The sequence below is a fragment of the Frigoribacterium sp. PhB116 genome, assembly GCF_004364285.1.
Taxonomy (GTDB): Bacteria; Actinomycetota; Actinomycetes; order Actinomycetales; family Microbacteriaceae; genus Frigoribacterium.
The window spans coordinates 161,042-180,155 of sequence record NZ_SOBE01000002.1 but is presented as its reverse complement, the minus strand read 5'-3'; the positions used below and the strand labels follow the sequence as shown (position 1 = coordinate 180,155).

The 19,114-nt window shown below is 71.7% G+C and carries 19 protein-coding genes; 5 read left to right on the top strand and 14 right to left on the bottom strand.

Translation table 11 applies throughout. The features are described 5' to 3' along the window. Nucleotides 1–38 precede the first annotated feature (38 nt). From EDF20_RS15665 to EDF20_RS07185, 11 genes are all read right to left on the bottom strand, one after another. Nucleotides 39–842 carry a hypothetical protein gene (locus EDF20_RS15665; protein WP_166644775.1) on the bottom strand — a complete coding sequence of 268 codons (804 nt, stop codon included), beginning with the start codon at nucleotides 840–842 and terminating at the stop codon, nucleotides 39–41. A gap of 4 nt (nucleotides 843–846) precedes the next feature. Beyond that, complete coding sequence (locus EDF20_RS07225) at nucleotides 847–1,509, bottom strand: hypothetical protein (RefSeq protein ID WP_133738225.1); 663 nt, start codon at nucleotides 1,507–1,509, stop codon at nucleotides 847–849. Beyond that, nucleotides 1,506–2,555 (bottom strand): type IV pilus assembly protein PilM, encoded by a 1,050-nt coding sequence (gene pilM / locus EDF20_RS07220; protein WP_123547676.1) that lies wholly within the window; start codon nucleotides 2,553–2,555, stop codon nucleotides 1,506–1,508. The genes EDF20_RS07225 and pilM overlap by 4 nt, the downstream gene beginning before the upstream one ends. Before the next feature lie 31 nt (nucleotides 2,556–2,586). Beyond that, nucleotides 2,587–3,420: an A24 family peptidase gene (locus EDF20_RS07215; RefSeq protein ID WP_133738224.1), complete on the bottom strand. Its 834-nt coding sequence runs from the start codon at nucleotides 3,418–3,420 to the stop codon at nucleotides 2,587–2,589. Further along, entirely contained in the window at nucleotides 3,417–5,183 is a 1,767-nt protein-coding gene (locus EDF20_RS07210) for a hypothetical protein (RefSeq protein ID WP_133738223.1), read from the bottom strand. Before EDF20_RS07210 ends, EDF20_RS07215 begins: the two co-directional genes overlap by 4 nt. Next, nucleotides 5,183–5,857 (bottom strand): prepilin-type N-terminal cleavage/methylation domain-containing protein, encoded by a 675-nt coding sequence (locus EDF20_RS15660; protein ID WP_166644774.1) that lies wholly within the window; start codon nucleotides 5,855–5,857, stop codon nucleotides 5,183–5,185. The genes EDF20_RS07210 and EDF20_RS15660 overlap by 1 nt, the downstream gene beginning before the upstream one ends. Further along, complete coding sequence (locus EDF20_RS15655; RefSeq protein WP_166644773.1) at nucleotides 5,854–7,260, bottom strand: type II secretion system protein; 1,407 nt, start codon at nucleotides 7,258–7,260, stop codon at nucleotides 5,854–5,856. The genes EDF20_RS15660 and EDF20_RS15655 overlap by 4 nt, the downstream gene beginning before the upstream one ends. Nucleotides 7,261–7,355: 95 nt before the next feature. Beyond that, nucleotides 7,356–7,826 carry a prepilin-type N-terminal cleavage/methylation domain-containing protein gene (locus EDF20_RS16180; protein WP_133738222.1) on the bottom strand — a complete coding sequence of 157 codons (471 nt, stop codon included), beginning with the start codon at nucleotides 7,824–7,826 and terminating at the stop codon, nucleotides 7,356–7,358. Nucleotides 7,827–8,104: 278 nt separating this feature from the next. Then, entirely contained in the window at nucleotides 8,105–9,337 is a 1,233-nt protein-coding gene (locus EDF20_RS07195; RefSeq protein ID WP_133738221.1) for a type II secretion system F family protein, read from the bottom strand. After that, a complete protein-coding gene (locus EDF20_RS16135) occupies nucleotides 9,337–11,178 on the bottom strand; it encodes a PilT/PilU family type 4a pilus ATPase (RefSeq protein WP_279586173.1) in 1,842 nt (613 codons plus the stop codon). The genes EDF20_RS07195 and EDF20_RS16135 overlap by 1 nt, the downstream gene beginning before the upstream one ends. Before the next feature lie 106 nt (nucleotides 11,179–11,284). Next, nucleotides 11,285–12,958, bottom strand: coding sequence for an ATPase, T2SS/T4P/T4SS family (locus EDF20_RS07185; protein WP_123547669.1), 1,674 nt, complete (start codon nucleotides 12,956–12,958; stop codon nucleotides 11,285–11,287). A gap of 376 nt (nucleotides 12,959–13,334) precedes the next feature. On the opposite strand from EDF20_RS07185, the gene EDF20_RS07180 reads away from it, so the two are divergent. From EDF20_RS07180 to EDF20_RS07165, 4 genes are all read left to right on the top strand, one after another. After that, nucleotides 13,335–14,084, top strand: coding sequence for a hypothetical protein (locus EDF20_RS07180; RefSeq protein WP_133738220.1), 750 nt, complete (start codon nucleotides 13,335–13,337; stop codon nucleotides 14,082–14,084). Then, complete coding sequence (locus EDF20_RS07175; RefSeq protein ID WP_133738219.1) at nucleotides 14,084–14,686, top strand: ATP/GTP-binding protein; 603 nt, start codon at nucleotides 14,084–14,086, stop codon at nucleotides 14,684–14,686. The genes EDF20_RS07180 and EDF20_RS07175 overlap by 1 nt, the downstream gene beginning before the upstream one ends. Further along, the gene (locus EDF20_RS07170) at nucleotides 14,683–15,183 is read left to right on the top strand and encodes a roadblock/LC7 domain-containing protein (protein ID WP_208292604.1); all 501 of its coding nucleotides are present in this window, start codon (nucleotides 14,683–14,685) and stop codon (nucleotides 15,181–15,183) included. Before EDF20_RS07175 ends, EDF20_RS07170 begins: the two co-directional genes overlap by 4 nt. 179 nt (nucleotides 15,184–15,362) lie before the next feature. Next, on the top strand, nucleotides 15,363–15,722 hold the full coding sequence (locus tag EDF20_RS07165; protein ID WP_123547666.1) for a hypothetical protein: 360 nt from the start codon (nucleotides 15,363–15,365) through the stop codon (nucleotides 15,720–15,722). A gap of 120 nt (nucleotides 15,723–15,842) precedes the next feature. Here EDF20_RS07165 and EDF20_RS07160 read toward each other — a convergent pair whose 3' ends face one another. Together EDF20_RS07160 and EDF20_RS07155 are read right to left on the bottom strand one after the other, a co-directional pair. Further along, entirely contained in the window at nucleotides 15,843–16,382 is a 540-nt protein-coding gene (locus EDF20_RS07160; RefSeq protein ID WP_133738218.1) for a GNAT family protein, read from the bottom strand. 156 nt (nucleotides 16,383–16,538) lie between these two features. Continuing rightward, nucleotides 16,539–16,841 (bottom strand): helix-turn-helix transcriptional regulator, encoded by a 303-nt coding sequence (locus tag EDF20_RS07155; RefSeq protein ID WP_133738217.1) that lies wholly within the window; start codon nucleotides 16,839–16,841, stop codon nucleotides 16,539–16,541. Between the two features lie 91 nt (nucleotides 16,842–16,932). Here EDF20_RS07155 and map point away from each other — a divergent pair, with 91 nt between their 5' ends. Continuing rightward, complete coding sequence (map, locus tag EDF20_RS07150; RefSeq protein ID WP_123547663.1) at nucleotides 16,933–17,703, top strand: type I methionyl aminopeptidase; 771 nt, start codon at nucleotides 16,933–16,935, stop codon at nucleotides 17,701–17,703. A gap of 112 nt (nucleotides 17,704–17,815) precedes the next feature. Here map and EDF20_RS07145 read toward each other — a convergent pair whose 3' ends face one another. After that, a complete protein-coding gene (locus tag EDF20_RS07145) occupies nucleotides 17,816–18,946 on the bottom strand; it encodes an N-acetyltransferase (RefSeq protein ID WP_133738216.1) in 1,131 nt (376 codons plus the stop codon). Nucleotides 18,947–19,114 lie beyond the last annotated feature (168 nt).

Below are 19,114 nucleotides of genomic sequence, written 5' to 3'. Positions count from 1 at the left end.
GGTGGCGGAATCGAGCGGAGGAGGCTCGGGTCGGCGGGTCAGCGACCGCTGGCGGTCGTGTCCGTGCCCTCGTCGGTGCCCTCGGCCTGCGTCGGCGCCGTCGTGGTGGCGTCGCCGTCGGCGGGCGCGGTCTCGCCGTCCTGCATGACGAAGACGAGTCCGCCGACCGTCCAGGTCTGGCCCTCGGCGGTCTGATCGCCCTCCTCGGGCTCGCTGCTCGTGATCGCGGTCACGAGGAACAGGCGCGGGCCCTTCTGCAGGCGGTCGACGAAGTCGAGGGCCTGGTCGTACGAGCCCTTGATGTCGACGGTGACCGCGATCGTGGAGAAGTTGGCCGGGGTGACGGCAGGGTCGGTGACGGTGGCGGGGGCGGTGGGCAGGGCGGCCTCGGCGGGGGCGGCGGCGGCAGCGGCGGCGTCGCCGTCCGTGCCCTCGGACGATTCCGTGCCCTCGGCGGGAGCAGCCGCGGCGGCCGGGGCCGTCGCGGACGCCGGCGCGGCGTACGACACGGGGTCGGCCGCCGTGAAGGAGGTCACCATGGTGCCGGCCTCGCCGGCCATCTGGTCGAGCTGCCGGATGAGGGACGGCATGTCGGGCGCGTCGGGGACGGACGCGAGCTTGGCGTCGCGCTCGGCCTCGAGGCCGGACAGGCCCTCGTTCTCGGCGATGAGCTGCTCGACGGTCGCCCGGATGCCCTCGTTCTGCTGGTCGACGGTCGACTTCTGCTCGGCCGCGGTCGAGGCGGCGGTCAGCTGGGGCTGCACGCCGAGGAAGAAGCCGAGGGCGAGCACGGCGACGCCGCTCACCATCGCGATGATCAGCTTGATGCGGTTGCGGTCCATCAGGTCACTCGCTCTCAGTGGGGGCGAAGCGGTTCGAGAACGCGCCCTGGTCGATGTGCATGGTCACGGTCGCCTCGTAGACGCGCTCCTCGAGGGTGACCGAGCCGGGCGTGGCGTCCGTGTAGCCGGGCAGGGCGGCGAGGCCGTCGAGCCAGTCCGGGACGCTCGGCAGCGTCGTGCTCTGGGCCGTGAAGGTCACGGTGCCCACACGGGCGCCCTGCAGGGGGGTGTCCGACTGCTGGTAGTCGGCGATGGGCGAGGCCTGGTCGATCGTGATGGTCGTCACGGTGACGCCGGCCGGCAGGGTCGCCTGGATCTGCGCGAGGTAGGAGGGCCAGGGGATCTCCGCGGCGCCCGCCACCGTCTGCGCGGCGGTGAGCAGCTGGATGTCCGACTTGACCTCGCGGACCTCGGTGTACTTGCCCTGCTCGATCAGCAGCTGCTGCGTCTCCGCCTGCGAGGCGAGGAGCTCGTCGTTCGCCTCGATCGAGACGATCGTGGCCCCGCCGGCTGCGATGGCGACCACGGCGGCAGCGCCGACGACGCCCATCCACGCGCGGCGGACGACGACGCCGGTGTGCCGCTCGGCCCGGACCTCCGGGGGCAGCAGGTCGACGCGGGGCAGTCCCCCGACGACCGCCGTGGCGGTCTTCTTGGTGCGGCTCATGCGGCGCTCCCCAGTGCGAGCCCGAGGGCCACGGTCATGTCGGAGGCGCGCCCGCGCAGGGCGGCCTCGTCGACGTTCTTGCCGAACGCGACGGTGGCGAACGGATCGGCGACGACCACGGGCAGGCGCGTCACCTCGGACAGCGCGTCCGGGAGCCCCGGCAGCAGGGCGCCGCCTCCGGCGAGGACGATCTGGGAGACCGTCTCGGTCGGCCGGGTGTTGACGAAGTACTGGACGGTGTTGCGGAAGCTGCCGAGCAGCTCGTTGACCGACTCGAAGATGGCGGCCGACGAGGCCTGCTCCTCCGCGTTGGTGATCACGGTGCTGAGGCCGCGCTGCCTCTTGACGGCCACCGCCTCCTCGACCGAGACGCCGCGCTTGGCGACGATCGCCTGCGTGACGTCGTCGCCGCCCGAGGGGATGATGCGGACGAACTGCGGGACGCCGTCGGTCGCGACGATCACGGACGACGTGCTGTGGCCGATCTCGATGAGGGCGACGGTGCCGGTGAGGCCGGGTCGGTTGATCAGTAGGCGCGTGTTCGCGAACGGGATGAGGTCGACGCCCATGGTCGACAGGCCGGCGAGCTTGCTGGCGCGGACGTTGCCGAGGACGGCGTCCTTGACGGCGGCGATGAGCAGGCCGTTGAGCACGGGGCCGTTCTCGCCCTCGCTCTCCTTGTAGGGGTAGAAGTCGAGCAGCGCGTCGGCGACGGGCACCGGCAGCATGTCCTGCACCTGGAACGGCAGCGACTCGCGGATCCGCTCGCGCGACGCCTTCGCCACGGTCAGGTCGCGGGCCAGCACGCGCTGGTTGCCCATGCCGAGCACGACGTTCTTGCTCTTGAACCCGCCGGCGCTCCAGAGCTGCTTGAGGGCGCTGGCGACGGTCTGGGGCTCGAGCACTTCTCCGCGGCTGGCAGCGCCGTCGCTGAGGGCCATCTCGGAGAAGCGGACGACGGTGGGGCGCGGCTTGTCGACGTCGGCGACCTCGACCGCGCGGAGCGATCGGCTGCCGATGTCGACGCCGACGATGTTCTTCGTCATGGGGTGGTCTCTTTTCTGCGTGAGTTCGGGCTCACGCGAGGGTGAGGAGCTGGAGGTAGGAGGCGGCGACGATGCCGCCGACGAGCACGCCGACCCAGGCGCCCGCGAGCATCCAGGGGCCGAAGGGGATGCCGCCGGTGCGCTGGGCACGACGGGTGGCGAGCAGGACGACCGAGAAGAGGCCCCCGAGCAGGAACGCGGCGAAGGCGCCGACGACGAGCTCGCCCCAGCCGAGCCAGCCGAGCCAGAGGCCCAGCACGCCGGCGAGCTTGACGTCGCCGAGGCCCATGGCCCCGGGCTTGACGAGCGCGAGGGCCAGGTAGAAGACGAACAGGGCAGCCATGCCGATGACGCCCCGGAGCAGCGCGTCCCACTCCCCCGACAGGGCCGAGGAGGCGCCCAGCAGCACGAGGCCGACCGCGTACGACGGCAGCACGATCGCGTCGGGCAGCCGGTGGTGCTCGGTGTCGATGATCGCGAGCGCGACGCTCGCACCGGCCAGCCAGAGGAACGCGACGAGCTCGAGCAGCGCGGCGACGAGCGGTGCGGCCTCGGTCGGGACGACCGTCCAGGGCCAGACTGCAGCCGCCACGAGGGCGAAGAAGCCGCCGGTGGCGAGCTCGACGATCGGGTAGCGGGCCGAGATGGCGGTGCTGCAGCTGCGGCAACGGCCCTTGAGCGCGAGCCAGCTGAGCACGGGCACGTTGTCGTAGGCCTTGATCGGTGCGTGGCAGCCGGGGCAGGCACTCGGCGGCGACGAGATCGACATGCCGGCAGGGACGCGATACACGACCACGTTGAGGAACGAGCCGATCAGCAGGCCGAGGCCGCCGGCGGTGAGGGCGGCGAGGAGGAGGGCGGTCACGGGACGAGCTCCTTGCCCGAGGCCGCGACGGCGGTCTTGCTCTCGACGACCTGCGTGATGCCGTAGCTCGTCGAGACGGGCGACAGGAACTTGGGCGGGGCCGTGTAGCGCATGCGCGGGTCGTAGACGTAGGCCTTCGTGTAGCCGCTGTCGCCGTTGCCGCTGGTCGCGACGGGACCGCGGAACTTCTGCGAGATCGAGCCGAGGACCTGCAGGGTGCCCTTGGGCTTGCCGCTGTCCGCGGCGTAGTTCTGGACCGTGAACGTATGTGAGACGGAGAGGATCGCTGCCTGGACGACACGGTTCGACTTCGTGCGGTCGATGAGCCCGATGTCCGGGTTCTTGCTGGTGCCGTAGTTCTTGACGGGGTTGTAGACGTAGACGGCGTTCGTGCCGACGAGGCCGAGCATGTCCTTCGAGACGTCGGAGTACTTCACGTCGCCGGTGACGTAGACGAAGTTTTGCGCGGCGACGGTCACGTTGCCCTGGAGTGTGCCCTGGACGAAGACGTCGCCTGCGGTGCAGCTGTAGGTGGCGTTCACCTCGTCCTTGGCGGGGAACCCGAGCCCGTTGCCGGCGGCCGAGTCGTCCGCGTTGCGGCAGCTGAAGTTCGTCGGCTTCCCGCTCCAGTAGTTGACGTCGGTCGACGACGCCGGGACGTCCTGGACGTAGACCAGGTTGTTCGCCGGGACCGTGACGTCCTGCCCGCCGACGCTGCCGAGCGTGCCGCCCTTGCCGCCGTCGCCCGGCGTGCCGCACATCGCGGGGGCCGTGCCCTTGCTTGGGTCGGACTCGATCTGCGTGGCCTTCGTGTAGGGCGAGTAGACGTTCATCGTGCCGGCCGACTTGAACGTGATGCGGGTGGGTCCGGTGTAGAGGCACCCGGGGTTCGGGACGGTGGTCGTCTTGAGGTCGGTCCGCGTCTCCTGGCGCATGGCCTCGTTGGTCTGCGGCATGGTGATCGCCTGGGCGTAGGCGGGCTTCGACTGGCCGCCGAAGCTCGGCGTCCCCGTGCAGTTGGTACCCGTGACCGCGACGTACCGGTTGGACCGGGTGCTGGAGGTCGTGGTCGCTCCCTTGAACTGGGTGCCGCCGCAGACCCTCATGGTGTCGTTGGTGTGCATCGGGCCGTCGATGACGTCCGTCGCCGAGAACTGGATGGTGGTGCAGCTGGGCCGGTCGGTGACCGCCCACTCGTACTTGGGCGAGCAGGACGTGCTCGAGAGCACCGGGTCGCTGATCTCGTAGTCGGTGAAGTAGACGTAGTCGAGGAACCCGTCCTGCTTGAGGTCGGCCACGACCGACCGCGTCGTGTCGCCGACCCGGCCCGTCGACCGGATGCGCAGCGTGCCGGCGGTCGAGTACTTCGAGTTGTCGACCTCGTACCGGTACGAGGCGCCCGTGCCGTCGCCGACCGTCTGCCAGCTGCCCGCGGTGCCCTTGCCGAAGGCGAGGTTGCCGTCGGTGCCCGTGAAGGTGGAGCCCGTGCTGAACGCCGTGACCCTCGCGCCGTACTGGCTGTAGGCGTTGTTGTTGGCGAGCTTGCTCTGGTAGTCCTCTACGCCGGCGTAGGCGGCCGCGATCGCCGCGTTGAAGTCCGAGTCGTCGCGGGCCTTCACCGTGCCGCTGACCGCCACGGACGCCATGGTGACGCTGAGCAGCAGCAGGACGGCGCCGAGGCCGATGACGCTGGCCAGGGCGACGCCGCGGTCGGCTCCGTCGCGACGGAGCCGGACGAGGCGGGCGTGCAGGAGGCGGATCATCAGAGGTCCCTGGCGATGTCGAGGTTGGGCAGGCCCACCGTGTTGACGAGCGTGGTGGAGGCCGCGGCCGTGTTCGCCGTGCCGGCCTGGACGCGGATCCGGACCGCGGCGATCGACGCGATCTTGGCGGCGGGCACCGCGCCGGCGGCGAGCGAGATGGTGGCGCCGTCGGCGTCGACGTAGGCGAAGAGGTCGGTGCCCGTCAGGAGGGGGGAGGCGACCGTCCGGGTGGTCGGCGTCGTGCCGAAGGTCCAGAAGCCGTCGGTGGAGACGACGCCTGGCCAGGTCTTCTCCTTGAGCGTGGCGCCGTCGAGGTAGTACTGCACCATCACCGGGGTCGCGTCGGACGAGGCGAGGTTGACGTACGCGTAGACGGTGACGGCGTTGGCCGTCGCCTGGGGGAAGGCGGCGTCGGGCAGGGTCTGGCCCTTGACGGGGTTCTCGGTCGCGGCGCGGAGCGTGCGGGTGACGGCCGTCATGCCGTTGGTGGCGACGCGCGTGGCCGAGTCGATCGACTGCGTCTGCGAGGAGGCACGCGAGGCGCTGACCATGAAGCCGCCGGTGATGGCGATGAGGATCGCGAAGACCATCATCGCGACGAGGAGCTCGGCCAGGCTGACGCCGGCGTCGCGCCGGTCGCGGAGCGCGGCGAGGGAGGCACGGAGGCGGGTCACGGCGTGAGCCCCCTCGGGTCGAGCGTGATGGTCTTGGTCGGCACGTCGATCGTGCCGCGCGTCCTGAGCGTCGCGCCCTGCGGGTTGATCTGGTTGCTCGTGGTGATGAGCCCCAGGTTGAGCAGATCGGTCACCGTGTAGAACGACCACGTGCCGAAGGGGAGCGCGAGCATCGAGTCCTTCGTGACGGCGGCGAACGAGTAGGTGGACGGCGTCTGGCAGCCGGGGTCGCCGCTCGCGCCGGTCTTCTGCTGCACGGCGAAGAGCTTCACCGTGCCGGAGATCTTGCTGAGCTGGAAGACGCCCATCGGCACCCCGACCGTCGCCGAGCCGCCGGGCGCGGCGCCGACGGGGACGGGCGCCGAGGCGACGGCCTTGTCGGCCGCCGGCGCCACCCAGGCTGCGGGGTCGGGCGACAGGCAGCTCGAGACGACCTTGGTGTCCGGGTCGGTGCTCAGGTCGAGGTGCTTGCCGGCTACGACCGCGTAGCCGCCCGAGAAGGGGAACAGCTTCGCCGGCTTCGTGGCGGCGGCGGACATCGTGTAGTCGCCCATGACGCTGCTCCGGAACGTCACGTCGAGGTTGCCGGGCAGCACCACGGGGCTCGGGAAGTTCGTCGCGAAGTTCGTTTGCAGCGAGATGGCCGTGTCGTACGAGAAGGAGGCGGTGCCGGCCCCGCCCGCCGAGACGGTCACGGGGGTGGTCGTCTGCGTGGCCGCCTGGTCGAGGCCGACCATGCCCGCCTTCGAGATGGTGACGTCGTAGTTGCCGGGCGCCACCTTGAGCGCGTAGGTGCAGCCGGAGCTGTCCGTCGGGTCGAGGGCCGGGGGCGCGACGGCGCCGTTCGGATCCTTGGCGGCTGCCTTGACCGTCGCGGTGACGCCCTCGGTGCCGGCGCCGGAGGCGCCGATGACCGACACGACGATCGTGCCCTTGGCGGGGTCGTTGATCCGGCCGTTGGGCGCCAGGACGGTGGCGGAGGTGATCGGGGCGCTGACCGTGCGCTGGCCGGCGTAGGTCACCGAGACCTCGACGCGCTTGTACTGCAGCGTGCCGGTGCCGGTGCCGCACGCGGTGGAGTTCGTGGCGGACGTCGTCCACTCCGCGCTCCGCGCGATCGTGAAGGTGGTGCCGCCGACCTCGGTGACCCAGGTCCTGGAGACGACGCTGAAGACGTCGTCCACGCTGCGGAGGAGGTCGATCTCCTGCGCGGCGAGGTTCGTGGCGACCGCCCTGGCCCGCGACTCGCGGGTGAGGACGAGCGAGTTGGTGATCGTGTAGGCGACCCCGATCGAGATGATGGTGAACACCATCATCGCGACGATGACCTCGACGAGGCTGAGTCCGGCGTCGCGCTGCGCCGGGGAGGCGGGGCGGAGGACGTCGTTGAGGCGTCGGAACATGGTGGGTCACCTCCCGGTCGGGTTCGAGGGTGCGGATGCGAGGGAGAAGAGGGAGACGAAGCCGCGGCGCGACCCCGTCTCCCTCTGCGGGAGGACTAGGCCTTGGCCTTGATCACGCCGCCAGCGGCGCACTCACCGTCCGTGACTCCTGCGGTCTCCGTGGTGACGAAGGTCTTGCCCGTGACGCTCGTGCCCTGGAGGCAGAACTTCGTGGGTGTCGTCGCGCTGTCGACCGTGTAGGTCACGGCGGTCATGTTGTCACCGACGGTGGCGCCGGCCTTGGCGTAGGGGTCGGCCTTGAGCTGAGCCAGGGTCAGCGTGGCCGGGAACTTGCCGTCGCTGGTCTGGACGCTGATCAGGGCGGTCTTGGCGTTGGTCAGGTCGCTCTTGACGCCCGAGTCCTTGGCGTTGTTCTGCACGCCGAGGTACACGGGGATGGCGATCGCGGCGAGGATGCCGATGATGATGACGACGACGAGGAGCTCGATGAGCGTGAAGCCCTTGTCCTTGTCCTCAGTGAGGTTCTGGCGGCGGGCGGAGAGCTTGCCCATGAGTGCGAAGTACATGACTGGTCCGTTCGAGATCGGGTGCGGGAGAGGTGATCGGAGGCGGTCACGTCGTTCCCGCCGGAGATGACTCTCCCAGCCCTCGAGACCCGCGAGAATCCCGCAGACGGGGGGTTTCTGCTGGCGACACGGCCCCAGTCCGGGTCACCCCCGAACGGGCAGAACCCCTGTTCAGGGGTCACCTGCAAAGCGACACCCGTCGCGCACGACGAAGGGCCCGACCGGGGGTCGGGCCCTTCTGGTACAGCGAGGAAGGACGGCTCAGAGCCGCTCTGCGCCTACTTGATCAACGACGTGATCTGGAAGATCGGCAGGTACAGCGCGACGATCATGCCGCCCACGACGACGCCGAGGAACGCGATCAGCAGCGGCTCGATCAGGGCCGTCAGGGACTCCGTGGTCGACTTGACCTCCTGGTCGTAGAAGTCCGCCACCTTCTCGAGCATCGTCTCGAGCGAGCCCGCGTCCTCGCCGACCGAGATCATCTGCGTGACCATCGGCGGGAAGACCCCGGAGGCGGTCAGGGGGGCGGCGATGGACTCGCCCTGCCGCACCGACTCCGCGACCTCGACCAGCGCCTCCTCGAGCACGTAGTTGCCCGAGACCTCGCCGACGATCCGCAGGGCGGTGAGGATGGGGACGCCGGCGCCGATCATGTTCGAGAAGTTGCGCGAGAATCGCGCGATCGCGATCTTGCGGAGCAGCTCGCCGAACACCGGCAGCTTGAGCTTCAGCGGATCGAGCTTCGAACGGACCTTGACCGAGTTCTTGTTCGTCTTCCACCAGATCGACCCGCCGATGCCGCCGATGATGAGCACCGGCAGCACGTAGGGCATCGCCCGTGAGGCGTAGACGAGCATCATCGTCGGCAGGGGGAGCTGGCCGCCGAGGTTCGTGAACATGTCCTGGAAGATCGGCACGATGAAGGTCAGCATGATGACGACCGCGAGCAGCGACATCACGAGCACGACGACCGGGTAGGTCATCGCCGACTTGATCGTGGACCGCAGCGCCACCTCCTTCTCGAAGTTGTCCGCGGTCGACTCGAGCGCCTTGTCCAGGAACCCGCCGACCTCTCCGGCCCGGATCATGTTGATCATCAGGGGCGGGAAGTGCTTGTCGTGCTTGCCGACCGCGTCGGAGAACGAGACGCCGGTCTCGACGTCGTCGCGCACCTCCTGCATGACCTTCTGCAGCGTCTTGTTGTCGACCTGGTCGGCGAGGATCGTCAGGGTGCGCAGCAGCGACAGGCCCGACGCGATCATGGTCGCCATCTGGCGCGACATGACCGCGATCTCCTTCATCTTGACCCCGCCGCCGCCGAGGCCGCCGATCGAGATCTCGCGCTGCAGGCCGGTGCCGTCGCTCGCCGCGGCGATCGAGATGGGCTGCACTCCCATCGTGCGCAGGCGGGTGACGACAGCGCCCTCGCTGGACGCGTCGACCTTGCCCTTGACGACCTTGCCGGCCGAGTCTCGGCCCTTGTAGGCGTAGGCGGTGCTGGTGGCCATCAGTTGCTCCCGATCGAGAAGGCGTCGCCGAAGTCGATGCCGGCGTCGAGGCCAACCGTCTCGGACTTGTTGATCACGCGGGTGACGAGACGGTCGAAGCCCTCGGTGTCGTGCACCTTCTCCATCGCCGCCTTGTGCGTGACGGTGCCGGTGTTGACGAGGTCGGCCAGCTTCTGGTCCATCGTGTGCATGCCGAGGTCGCGCCCCGCCTGCATCGACGACGAGATCTGGTACGTCTTGCCCTCGCGCACGAGGTTGCCGATGGCCGGGGTCATCATCATGATCTCGGTCGCGACGACACGGCCCTTGCCGCCCGCCTTCGGCAGCAGCGTCTGGCAGACGACGCCCTGCAGCGTCGACGCGAGCTGGGTGCGCACCTGGTCCTGCTGGTGCGGCGGGAACACGTCGATGACACGGTCGATCGTCTGCGCGGCGCTCTGCGTGTGCAGCGTCGCGAAGACGAGGTGTCCGGTCTCGGCGGCGGTCAGCGCCACCGAGATGGTCTCGAGGTCGCGGAGCTCGCCGATCAGGATGACGTCCGGGTCCTGGCGCAGCACGTGCTTGAGCGCGTTCGCGAAGCTGTGCGTGTCGTGTCCGACCTCGCGCTGGTTGACGATCGCCTTCTTGTGCTGGTGCATGAACTCGATCGGGTCCTCGACCGTCACGATGTGGTCGGCGCGCGTCCGGTTGACCAGGTCGATCAGGGCCGCGAGGGTCGTCGACTTGCCCGAGCCGGTGGGGCCCGTGACGAGCACGAGGCCGCGGGGCAGCTTCGCGAAGCGGCTGACGACCTCGGGCACGCCCAGGTCGGCGAGCTGCTTGATCTCGGTCGGGATGAGGCGGAAGGCCGCTCCCATCACACCGCGCTGCTGGTAGAAGTTCACGCGGAAGCGCGACTCGTCCGACAGCGAGTAGGCGAAGTCGAGCTCGAGCCGCTCGTCGAACTGCTCCTTCATCGCCGGGGTCAGCAGGCTGGTCAGCGCGGTCGAGACCGTCGGGGCGTCCCAGGGCTCGCCGCCGGCGAAGGCGGACTGCAGGCCCCCGTCGACGCGGAGGGTCGGCGCGGCGTCCACCGTGACGTGCAGGTCGGAGGCGCCCTGCAGCACGACCTCGCAGAGCGCCGAGATCAATGCGGGGTGCGCGACCGTGCGCGCGTGCTCGTGCAGCTCGATGCCGGGTCGGGACTCGACCTGGTCCACGGGGGGCGCCTCCAGGGCGGCGTGCTGAGCGCTGGACGGCGCGAACGCCGGCACGCGCAGCAGGCCGCCGTCGCCGAGCTGAGGCGAGACGGGCGCCGGGGCGGCGGAGTGCGAGGGAGCCGAGGAGGCGGCGGGCACGACCGGCGAGGTCGGCGCGGCCGACGACACGTCGGGCAGCGAGGCGGCCGAGGAGGCGGCGGCCGCGTCGTCGAGGGCGGTCTCGGCGGAGAGGTACGCCGGCATGAAGGCCTGCGGCGCTCCCGAGCCGACCCCGCCCACGGCGGGGCTGGCCGGGGCGACCTGGGCAGCCGCGTCGTCGAAGTCGTCGAAGCGCGGGTCGCTCCACGGGGTGCGGGCGGCCATGCCGCCGCCCTCGAGGGCGCTCGCGAGCCGCGCGGCGCGACGGCTGGTCGGCGCGGGGGTGGGGCTCCAGCCGAGCACCGCCTCCCCGCCGGCGTCGTCCATCGAGTAGACCGGGCCGCGCTCGGCCTCGTCTACGTGGGGGGCCAGGGGCGTCACGACCTTGGGCAGCTCCCACGAGGTCGCCGGGGTCTGCGTGCCCAGGTCGTTGCCGGGCGTGCCCGGGGTCCAGCCGTCGGCCGGGTCGACCTGGTCGGGGATCTCGAAGACGTTGTCGCTCATGCGGGCGTTCCCTCGGGTGCGGTGCGGCGGGCGGTGCGGACGGGTGCGGTGCGGGTGCGGGTGCGGGCCGGGCGGACGCAGGCGGCGCGAGCGGCGTCGGCGGCGCTCACGCGACGACCCGCAGGATCTCTTCGACGCTGGTCAGGCCGAGCTTCGCCTTGGCCCAGCCGTCGTGGCGGAGGCTTACCATGCCCTGCTCGGTGGCGACGCGGGCGATCTCGGCGCTCGACGCGCGGGAGACGGCGAGGCGCTCGATCTCCTCGGAGACGCTCATCACCTCGTGCAGGGCGATGCGGCCGCGGTAGCCCGTGTTCGAGCACTGCGCGCAGCCGACGGGCTGGTAGACGAGCGGCGCGGGCTCGTCGAGGCGCACCGGGAACCGCAGGTGCTCGAGCTGGCGGGGCGTGTACGAGGTCGGCGTCTTGCAGCGGTCACAGAGGCGGCGCGCGAGTCGCTGGGCGACGACGCAGTCGATCGCGCTGCCGACGAGGAACGGCTCGATGCCCATCTCGGTGAGGCGGGTGATCGCGCTCGGGGCGTCGTTCGTGTGCAGCGTGCTGAGCACGAGGTGGCCGGTCAGCGACGCCTCGATGGCGATCTGGGCGGTCTCGTGGTCGCGGATCTCGCCGAGCAGGACGACGTCCGGGTCGGACCGCAGGATGCTCCGCAGCGCGCCGGCGAACGTGAGGCCCGCCTTGGGGTTCACCTGCACCTGGTTGATGCCGTCCATCCGGTACTCGACCGGGTCCTCGACGGTGATGACGTTGATCTCGGGGCGCGCGACCGCGTTGAGCGTCGTGTAGAGCGTCGTCGACTTGCCCGAGCCCGTGGGGCCGGTGACGAGGATCATGCCGTAGGGCTTCGAGTACGACGCGGCGTAGACGTCGAAGTTGCGCTCGAGCAGGTTGAGGTCGCGGAGGCTCATCGACGTGTTCGAGTTGTCGAGGATCCGCATGACGACCTTCTCGCCCCACACGGTCGGCAGCGTCGCGACGCGGAGGTCGATCTGGCGGCCGCCGTGGCGGACCGACATGCGGCCGTCCTGCGGGCGTCGACGCTCGGCGATGTCGATCTCGCTCATGATCTTGAGGCGCGAGATCACGCCGTTCTGGATGGCCTTCGGGGCCGGCTGCATCTCGTGCAGCACCCCGTCGATGCGGTAGCGGATGCGCACGTCGTGCTCGGCCGGCTCGATGTGGATGTCGGAGGCGTGGTCGGTGATGGCCTGGCTGACGAGCAGGTTGACGAACCGCACGATGGGCACGTCGTCGTCGGGGCCGGAGGAGGCGATGTCGGCCTGGGCGGCCTCGATCGCGCTGGTCTCCTCCTCGAGCGTCGAGGTGAGGTCGTTGAGCTCGTCGTCGGCACGGAGGTAGCGGTCGAGCGCGGCCTGCAGGTCGGCGCGGTCGGCGAGCACCGGCTCGACGCCGATGCGGAGCGCGGCGCGCACGTCGTCGATCGCGAAGACGTCGCCCGGGTCGGCCATCGCGAGCAGGAGGAGGCCGTCGCGAACGGCGATCGGCAGCACGCTGTGCCGGCGACAGACGGCGGCGGGCACCATCGTCACGGCGGCGCGGTCGACGGGGTAGTCGACGAGCTCGACGAAGTCGACGCCGTTGGCCTGTGCCCGGGCGCGGGCGACCTGCGCGGGGGTCACGGTGCCGGACTCGAGCAGCTCCCGGATGGACGCCTCCTCGTCGGCGCCCCGGCGCCCCACGCGGTCGAGGTGCTCCATGGGCAGCAGCCCGTGCAGGATCAGGATCTCGGTCATCGAAGCCACGGGTGCATCTCCTCGGTACGCGCGCCCGGCAAGTCGGGGTCCTGGCGGCAGGTCCTCGGGAGTCGTCCCGAGCAGTCGCCACGCTACGGCGGGGCCGCCCGCCCGACACGTCCCAGTGAGGGTGCCCCCCGTCTGCGTCACAGCCCTCCGCGGCGGGCTGCCGGTCGGCTCCGCGGCACCGCCCGGCAGACACGAGGAGGCGCGGCGACCGCCCAGAAAGGGGGTCGCCGTCGCCCAGAACAGGGGGTGGCACGCCGCCGGACCGGCCTGGTCTAGTGGACGACGGCGATCCTGGGCCCGACGACACGTGTGGCCCAGTTCACGGATGACGACCGCCGAACCCCCCTAGGAGCCACGCACGATGCACGGTCACGAGATGACGTTCGAGCCTGCCCGGACCGCACCCGCGGACTCGCAGGCCCCCCACACAGGCACCGCCGCCGGCCCCGAGACGACGGGCATCACCGTGCCGTCGTTCGGCTGGACCGGCGTGGCCATCGCCCTCCACCGCCTCCAGCAGCAGCCGACCGCGTCGATCGTGGTCGTCCGCCAGGCCGACCACCTCCCCCTCGTCGTCGACGTGGAGACGAACGCCTACTGGTGGGACACCCCCCTGACGGCGTTCCCCGCCGAGCCCGTCGACATCGACGTGGTGGTCGAGGCCAAGGACCCCGCCGTCGAGGCGTCGCGTGCCCCCGGCACCGACCTCGACGCGCTGCTCTGGCTGATCGGGAACAACTCGTTCCTGGGCGAGCTCGCGTGGTGGCTGCAGCGCGACGACCGCTACAAGCTGGTGCGCTGGCCCAACTTCACCATGCTGACGCACACCCCGGAGCAGATGCGGATGACCGCGATGCTCGGCTACACGTTCCTCCCGGTCGGCGAGCTGGCCAACGCCAGCGAGTCGGACCCGGCCGAGGCGCGGCGCCTCGTCAACGCGTTCAGCCTGATGCGCCTGCTGCGCGCCGAGTCGCCCGGACCTGCCGCGGTCGCCGCCGGCTCGTCGTCGTCTGCCTCGTCGTCGTCTGCCTCGTCGTCCTCCTCCGACCCCGAGTACGTCCGCGTCGCCCCGCAGCCCCGCCGCGGCGGCCTGTTCAGCCGCCTGCGCGACAGGCTCGGCCTCTGATGGCCGAGCACGTCATCCTCTTCGGCGGCCCGATGGGCGCCGGCAAGACGACCGCGATCGAGACGCTGAGCGAGACCGAGGTCGTCCGTACCGAGGCCGCGAACACCGACCGCGCCACCGCCGACAAGGACACCACGACGGTCGCCCTCGACTACGGCGAGATCACCCTCGGCGAGACCGACAAGGTGCGCCTCTACGGCATCCCGGGCCAGCAGCGCTTCGACTTCATGTGGACCATCCTCAAGGAGCGCGCCAAGGGCATGGTGCTGCTCGTCAACAACGACGCCGCCGACCCGGTGGGCGAGATGCTGACCTTCCTGGACGAGTTCCGCGACCTGTACGACCGGGGCGGCGTCGTCGTCGCGGCGACGCGCTCCGACGTCTCGGCCACCCCGACGGTGGCCGACTACTCGGCGGCGCTGACCGAGCGCCGCCCCGACCTGGTCGTGCCGGTGTTCACGGTCGACCCCCGACAGGAAGACCAGATGCGCACCGTCCTCATGACGCTCGTCGCCAACATCGAGATGCGCGAGATGTTCTCCGCGGCCCCCGTCGCCGCCGCGCCCCTCACCGCCCAGCCCGCCGTGGCGGTGGCCGAGTGAGCCTCGCGCCCCACCTCGACCCCGTCGTCGTCGACCTCGGCCGCCGGGCCCTGCTCGACATGGGCGAGGTGAGCCGCTCGCTCGTCTACGGCTCGTTCCTCACCGACGACGGCTTCGAGGTCGTCCACGTGCCCGACGGCAAGGTCGATGCGAACCGCTTCGCCAGCATGGCCAGCTCCATCCAGGCGCTCAGCGAGGCCGTCGCCCGGGAGGTGCGGATCGGCTCGAGCGAGTACGTCATCATCGCGTCCGAGAAGGGTCACGTCATCCAGCTGCGCGTCCCCGGGCACCCCGTCGTGCTCGGCGCGCTGTTCGGCGACGACGAGACGCTCGGCAAGGCCCTCTCGGTCGCGCGCCGCTGCGCCCAGCAGCTGGCCGCCTCCTTGGCCGACCGCCCGGCCGTGCAGCCCGACGCGGCCGCCCACGAGCCGGACGCCGCCGTCGAGCACGGCGACGCACGCGCGTACGCCGACGCCCACGGCGTCCCGGCGCTCTGACCCTGGCCAGGCACGCAGCCCTGCCCCTCCGACCGCTCCGGCCGCACCTCCGCGGCCGGCTGCCGAGCGGTGCCCGCCCGACGCCGGCACCGCTGCCCGCACCACCCCTGACCCGACCAGGTCAGGGCCGGACAGCTCACACCCGAACTGCCCTGACCCGAACAGGAAGCACAGACACCATGGCGAACATCTCCGACTCCCTCGAGACCCTCCTCACCGTCGACGGCGCGATGGCGGCCGCCGTCGTCGACAGCGCGTCCGGCATGCTGCTCGGCGGCGCCGGCACCGGGATCGACCTGGAGCTGGCCGCGGCCGGCAACACCGAGGTCGTCCGCGCCAAGCTCAAGACGGCGAAGTCGCTCGGCCTCGCCGACTCGATCGAGGACATCCTCATCACCCTGTCGAGCCAGATCCACATCATCCGCCCCCTCGCCAGCAACCGCGAGGTCTTCATCTACTTCGTGCTCGACCGCTCGAAGGCGAACCTCGCCCTCGCTCGCATGAAGTCCAAGGAGGTCGAGGGCCAGCTGGCCTTCTGACCCGGGCCGCGGCCCCCTGAGCCGCAGCACCCCGACGGGGCGTCGACCAATGAGGTCGGCGCCCCGTCGTCGTGCGCGGGTGCGGGCGGGCGCGGGCGGGTGCGGGCGGGTGCGGGCGGTCTAGTCGAGGAGGCGCTGGTACAGCACGTGCTCGCGCCACTCCCCCGCGATGCGGAGGTAGCCCGGCGCCGTGCCGTACTGCTCGAAGCCCGAGGCGGCGAGCACCGCACGCGACCCCGCGTTGTGCGGCAGGGCGCTCGCCTCGAGGCGGTGCAGGCGGAGGGCGGTCGCCGCGAGGTCGACGACGACCGCCAGCGCCGCCTTCGCCAGGCCCTGCCCCGTCCGCTCCCGGTCGACCCAGTAGCCGACGGCCGCCTTCTGCAGCGGCCCACGGACGATCTGGTTGAGGGCGATCGTGCCGACCACGCGGTCGCCCTCCATCAGGTGGAACGGCCGCTGCTCGCCGGCGGCGGCCGACGCGATGCGCGCCGTGAGCATGGCCCGCTGGCCGGCGGGCTCGAAGAACGACGGCGCCCGCTCCGGGTCCCACGGCGCGAGGTGCTCGCGGTTGCGCCGGTGCGCCTCGGCGAGGGCGGCGGCGTCACCGACCCGCGCCTCCCGCAGGAGGACGGTGTCGGTGAGGGCCTGCTCGAACTGCACCCTCTGACCCTAGGCCGCGCCCGGGTCGGGCGCCGCGGACGGTGACGCAGGCGTCGTGAGACGACGTGGGCGAGGGCCCACACCTGCGGCGTCCCTTCTCGCCCACGCTGCCTCGGGGCGAGGGGCGAGCAGCCGGGGAGGCGGCGGCCGAGGGGGCTAGGAGGCGAGCGGCGCGTCGACGGGGACGACCGCCTCCTGCGCCTGATCGCCCTGTGCCGGCCGGTTGATCTCGGCCCAGACGTCGTCGAGCGAGACGCCGACGACCTGCGCGATCGCGGCGATGGTGGGGAACGACGGGGTCGCGACCCGGCCGGACTCGATCTTGCGCAGCGTCTCGGGCGAGACGCCGGCGTCGAGGGCCGTGCGGAGCATCGACCGCTCGCCGCGCGCCTGCCGCAGCAGGGCCCCGAGGCGGCGGCCGCGAGCGACCTCGGCGGGGCTCAGCGGCAGACGGACCATGCGCAGAGCCTAGCGCGAGGAGGCGCTGGCCGGGATAGCATTACCGGGACAGTTGTCCCGCCGTCAGGCGGCAGACCCGAGGAGACGCCCCGTGATCGAGATCTTCAGCCCCGCAGAGCTGGGCCGCGCCCGTGACTCCGGAGCGCTGGTCGGGCACATCCTGCACACCGTCTCGCAGCGCGTCGGGGTCGGCACGAACCTGCTCGAGATCGACGAGTGGACGCGCGAGATGATCGTCGAGGCCGGCGCCGAGTCCTGCTACGTCGACTACGCCCCGTCGTTCGGCCGCGGGCCGTTCGGGCACTGGATCTGCACTGCGGTCAACGACGCGGTGCTGCACGGCCTCCCCCACGACTACGCCCTGCGCGACGGCGATCTGCTCACGCTCGACCTCGCCGTCGTGCTGAACGGCATCGCGGCCGACTCGGCCCTCAGCTTCGTCGTCGGCACCTCGCGTCCCGCGGGCAGCACCGAGCTGATCGAGACGACCGAGCGCGCCCTGGCCGCCGCGATCGCCGCCGCCGTGCCCGGAGCGAAGATGGGCGACGTCTCGTACGCCATCGGCTCGGTGCTCACCGGGGCGGGCTACCCCGTGAACGTCCAGTTCGGCGGCCACGGCATCGGCTCGACTATGCACCAGGACCCGCACGTCGCCAACATCGGGCGACCCGGCCGCGGATACAAGCTGCGTCCCGGACTGCTGCTCGCCCTCGAGCCGTGGGTCATGGCCGACACCGACGAGCTCGTCACGGACGACGACGGCTGGACCCTCCGCAGCGCGACGGGCTGCCTGACGGCGCACAGCGAGCACACGGTCGCCATCACCGAGGACGGCGCGGAGATCCTCACCGTCCGCGGCTAGCGCCTCCTGGCTGGCCGCTCGTCGAGCCGCCGGTTCGCGGGGGCGTGGGGCGCGCGGACGCCCTCGAAGCGGCAGCTCGAGCCGCCGGGCACGCGGGCGACGCACGGGGGCGTCAGTACTCGCGGAGGTAGGCGGCCCGGCGCCCCGCGACCGTGAACCCGGCACGCTCGTAGAGGCCCACCGCACCCGTGGGGCTCGACGAGTCGACGTCGAGCACGCAGAGCTCGAAGCCCTCGTCGGCCTGACGCGCGAGGGCCGTCGCGAGCAGCGACTGCGCGAGGTGCCGGCCGCGCCAGGCCCGCCGGACGCCCACGTAGTCGACGTGGGCGCTGCGACCGCCGTGGGCCGGCCACTGCTCGTGCTCGACGGTGGTGAGCACGAAGGCGACCACCTCCTCCTCGCGGTCGTCGCCCGCGGCGACCGCCACGAACGACAGGTCGGGGCGGAACGTCGCCGCCCCGACGAGCATGCGCCACACCTCGGGCGTGCTCGCCTGGCTGCCCCAGTGGTCGACGAAGGCCTCGTTGCGGGCCAGCCGGGTCGCCTCCTCGCGGGGCGTCGAGTACTCCTCGAGCCGCACCGCGGGGTCGAGGGGCACGGGCTCGACCGGGCGGGTCAGGTCGCGGCTGAGCGTGCTCCACCACCGCGCGGGGCCGAAGCCCTGGCGCTGCAGCAGCGCCCCGTGGGCCTCCGCCTCCTGCTCGACGCCCGCCGCCAGCACGGCGGGCAGCACGTCGTCCGACCCGGAGAGGTGCTGCTCACCGCGCAGCCGCTGCCACTCGACGAGGTCGCGCCCGAGGCCCTGCCCGCGCCGACGCGGGTCGACGCCGCCGTCGACGGACACGCGTACGACCGACTCGCGGACGGGCCAGAGGAAGCTCAGGCCCCAGGCCACCAGCTGGCCGTCCCCCTCGTCGGCCACGAGGGAGTCGCGCTCGAGGTCGATGCCGGGCATCTCGAGCAGCTGGCGCATCGACGACAGCGACGTCACGTGCAGCGGGTGGTCGAGCGACGCCACGCGCCCGTCGAGCGCGTGCAGGGCGCCGAGGTCGGCGAGGGTCGCCGGGCGCCAGCGCAGGCCGTCACGGTCACGAGGGAGAGGCGCGTCCGGCCTCGGGACCCGGGCGCTGACGGGCAGGTCGACCGCCTCGAGCCGGACGCCCGCCGCGGCCTCGCCCCGAGCGACCGTGGGCTCATCGTGCTCGGCGGACGGGGACGGCTGTGCGGACTGCTCGGTGCTCATCGCTCCATACTGCCCGGTCTCGGGAGCCGCCCGGGTCACGGGACCGCCCGCGAGCCTGCGGGACCGACCCGCGCCTCCCCGAGGTCGCCCGGGAACCACGACGGGCCCCGTCCCTCGCGTCGTGCGAGGGCTGAGGCCCGTCGTGGTGCCTGGTGGCTCCGCAGGTCG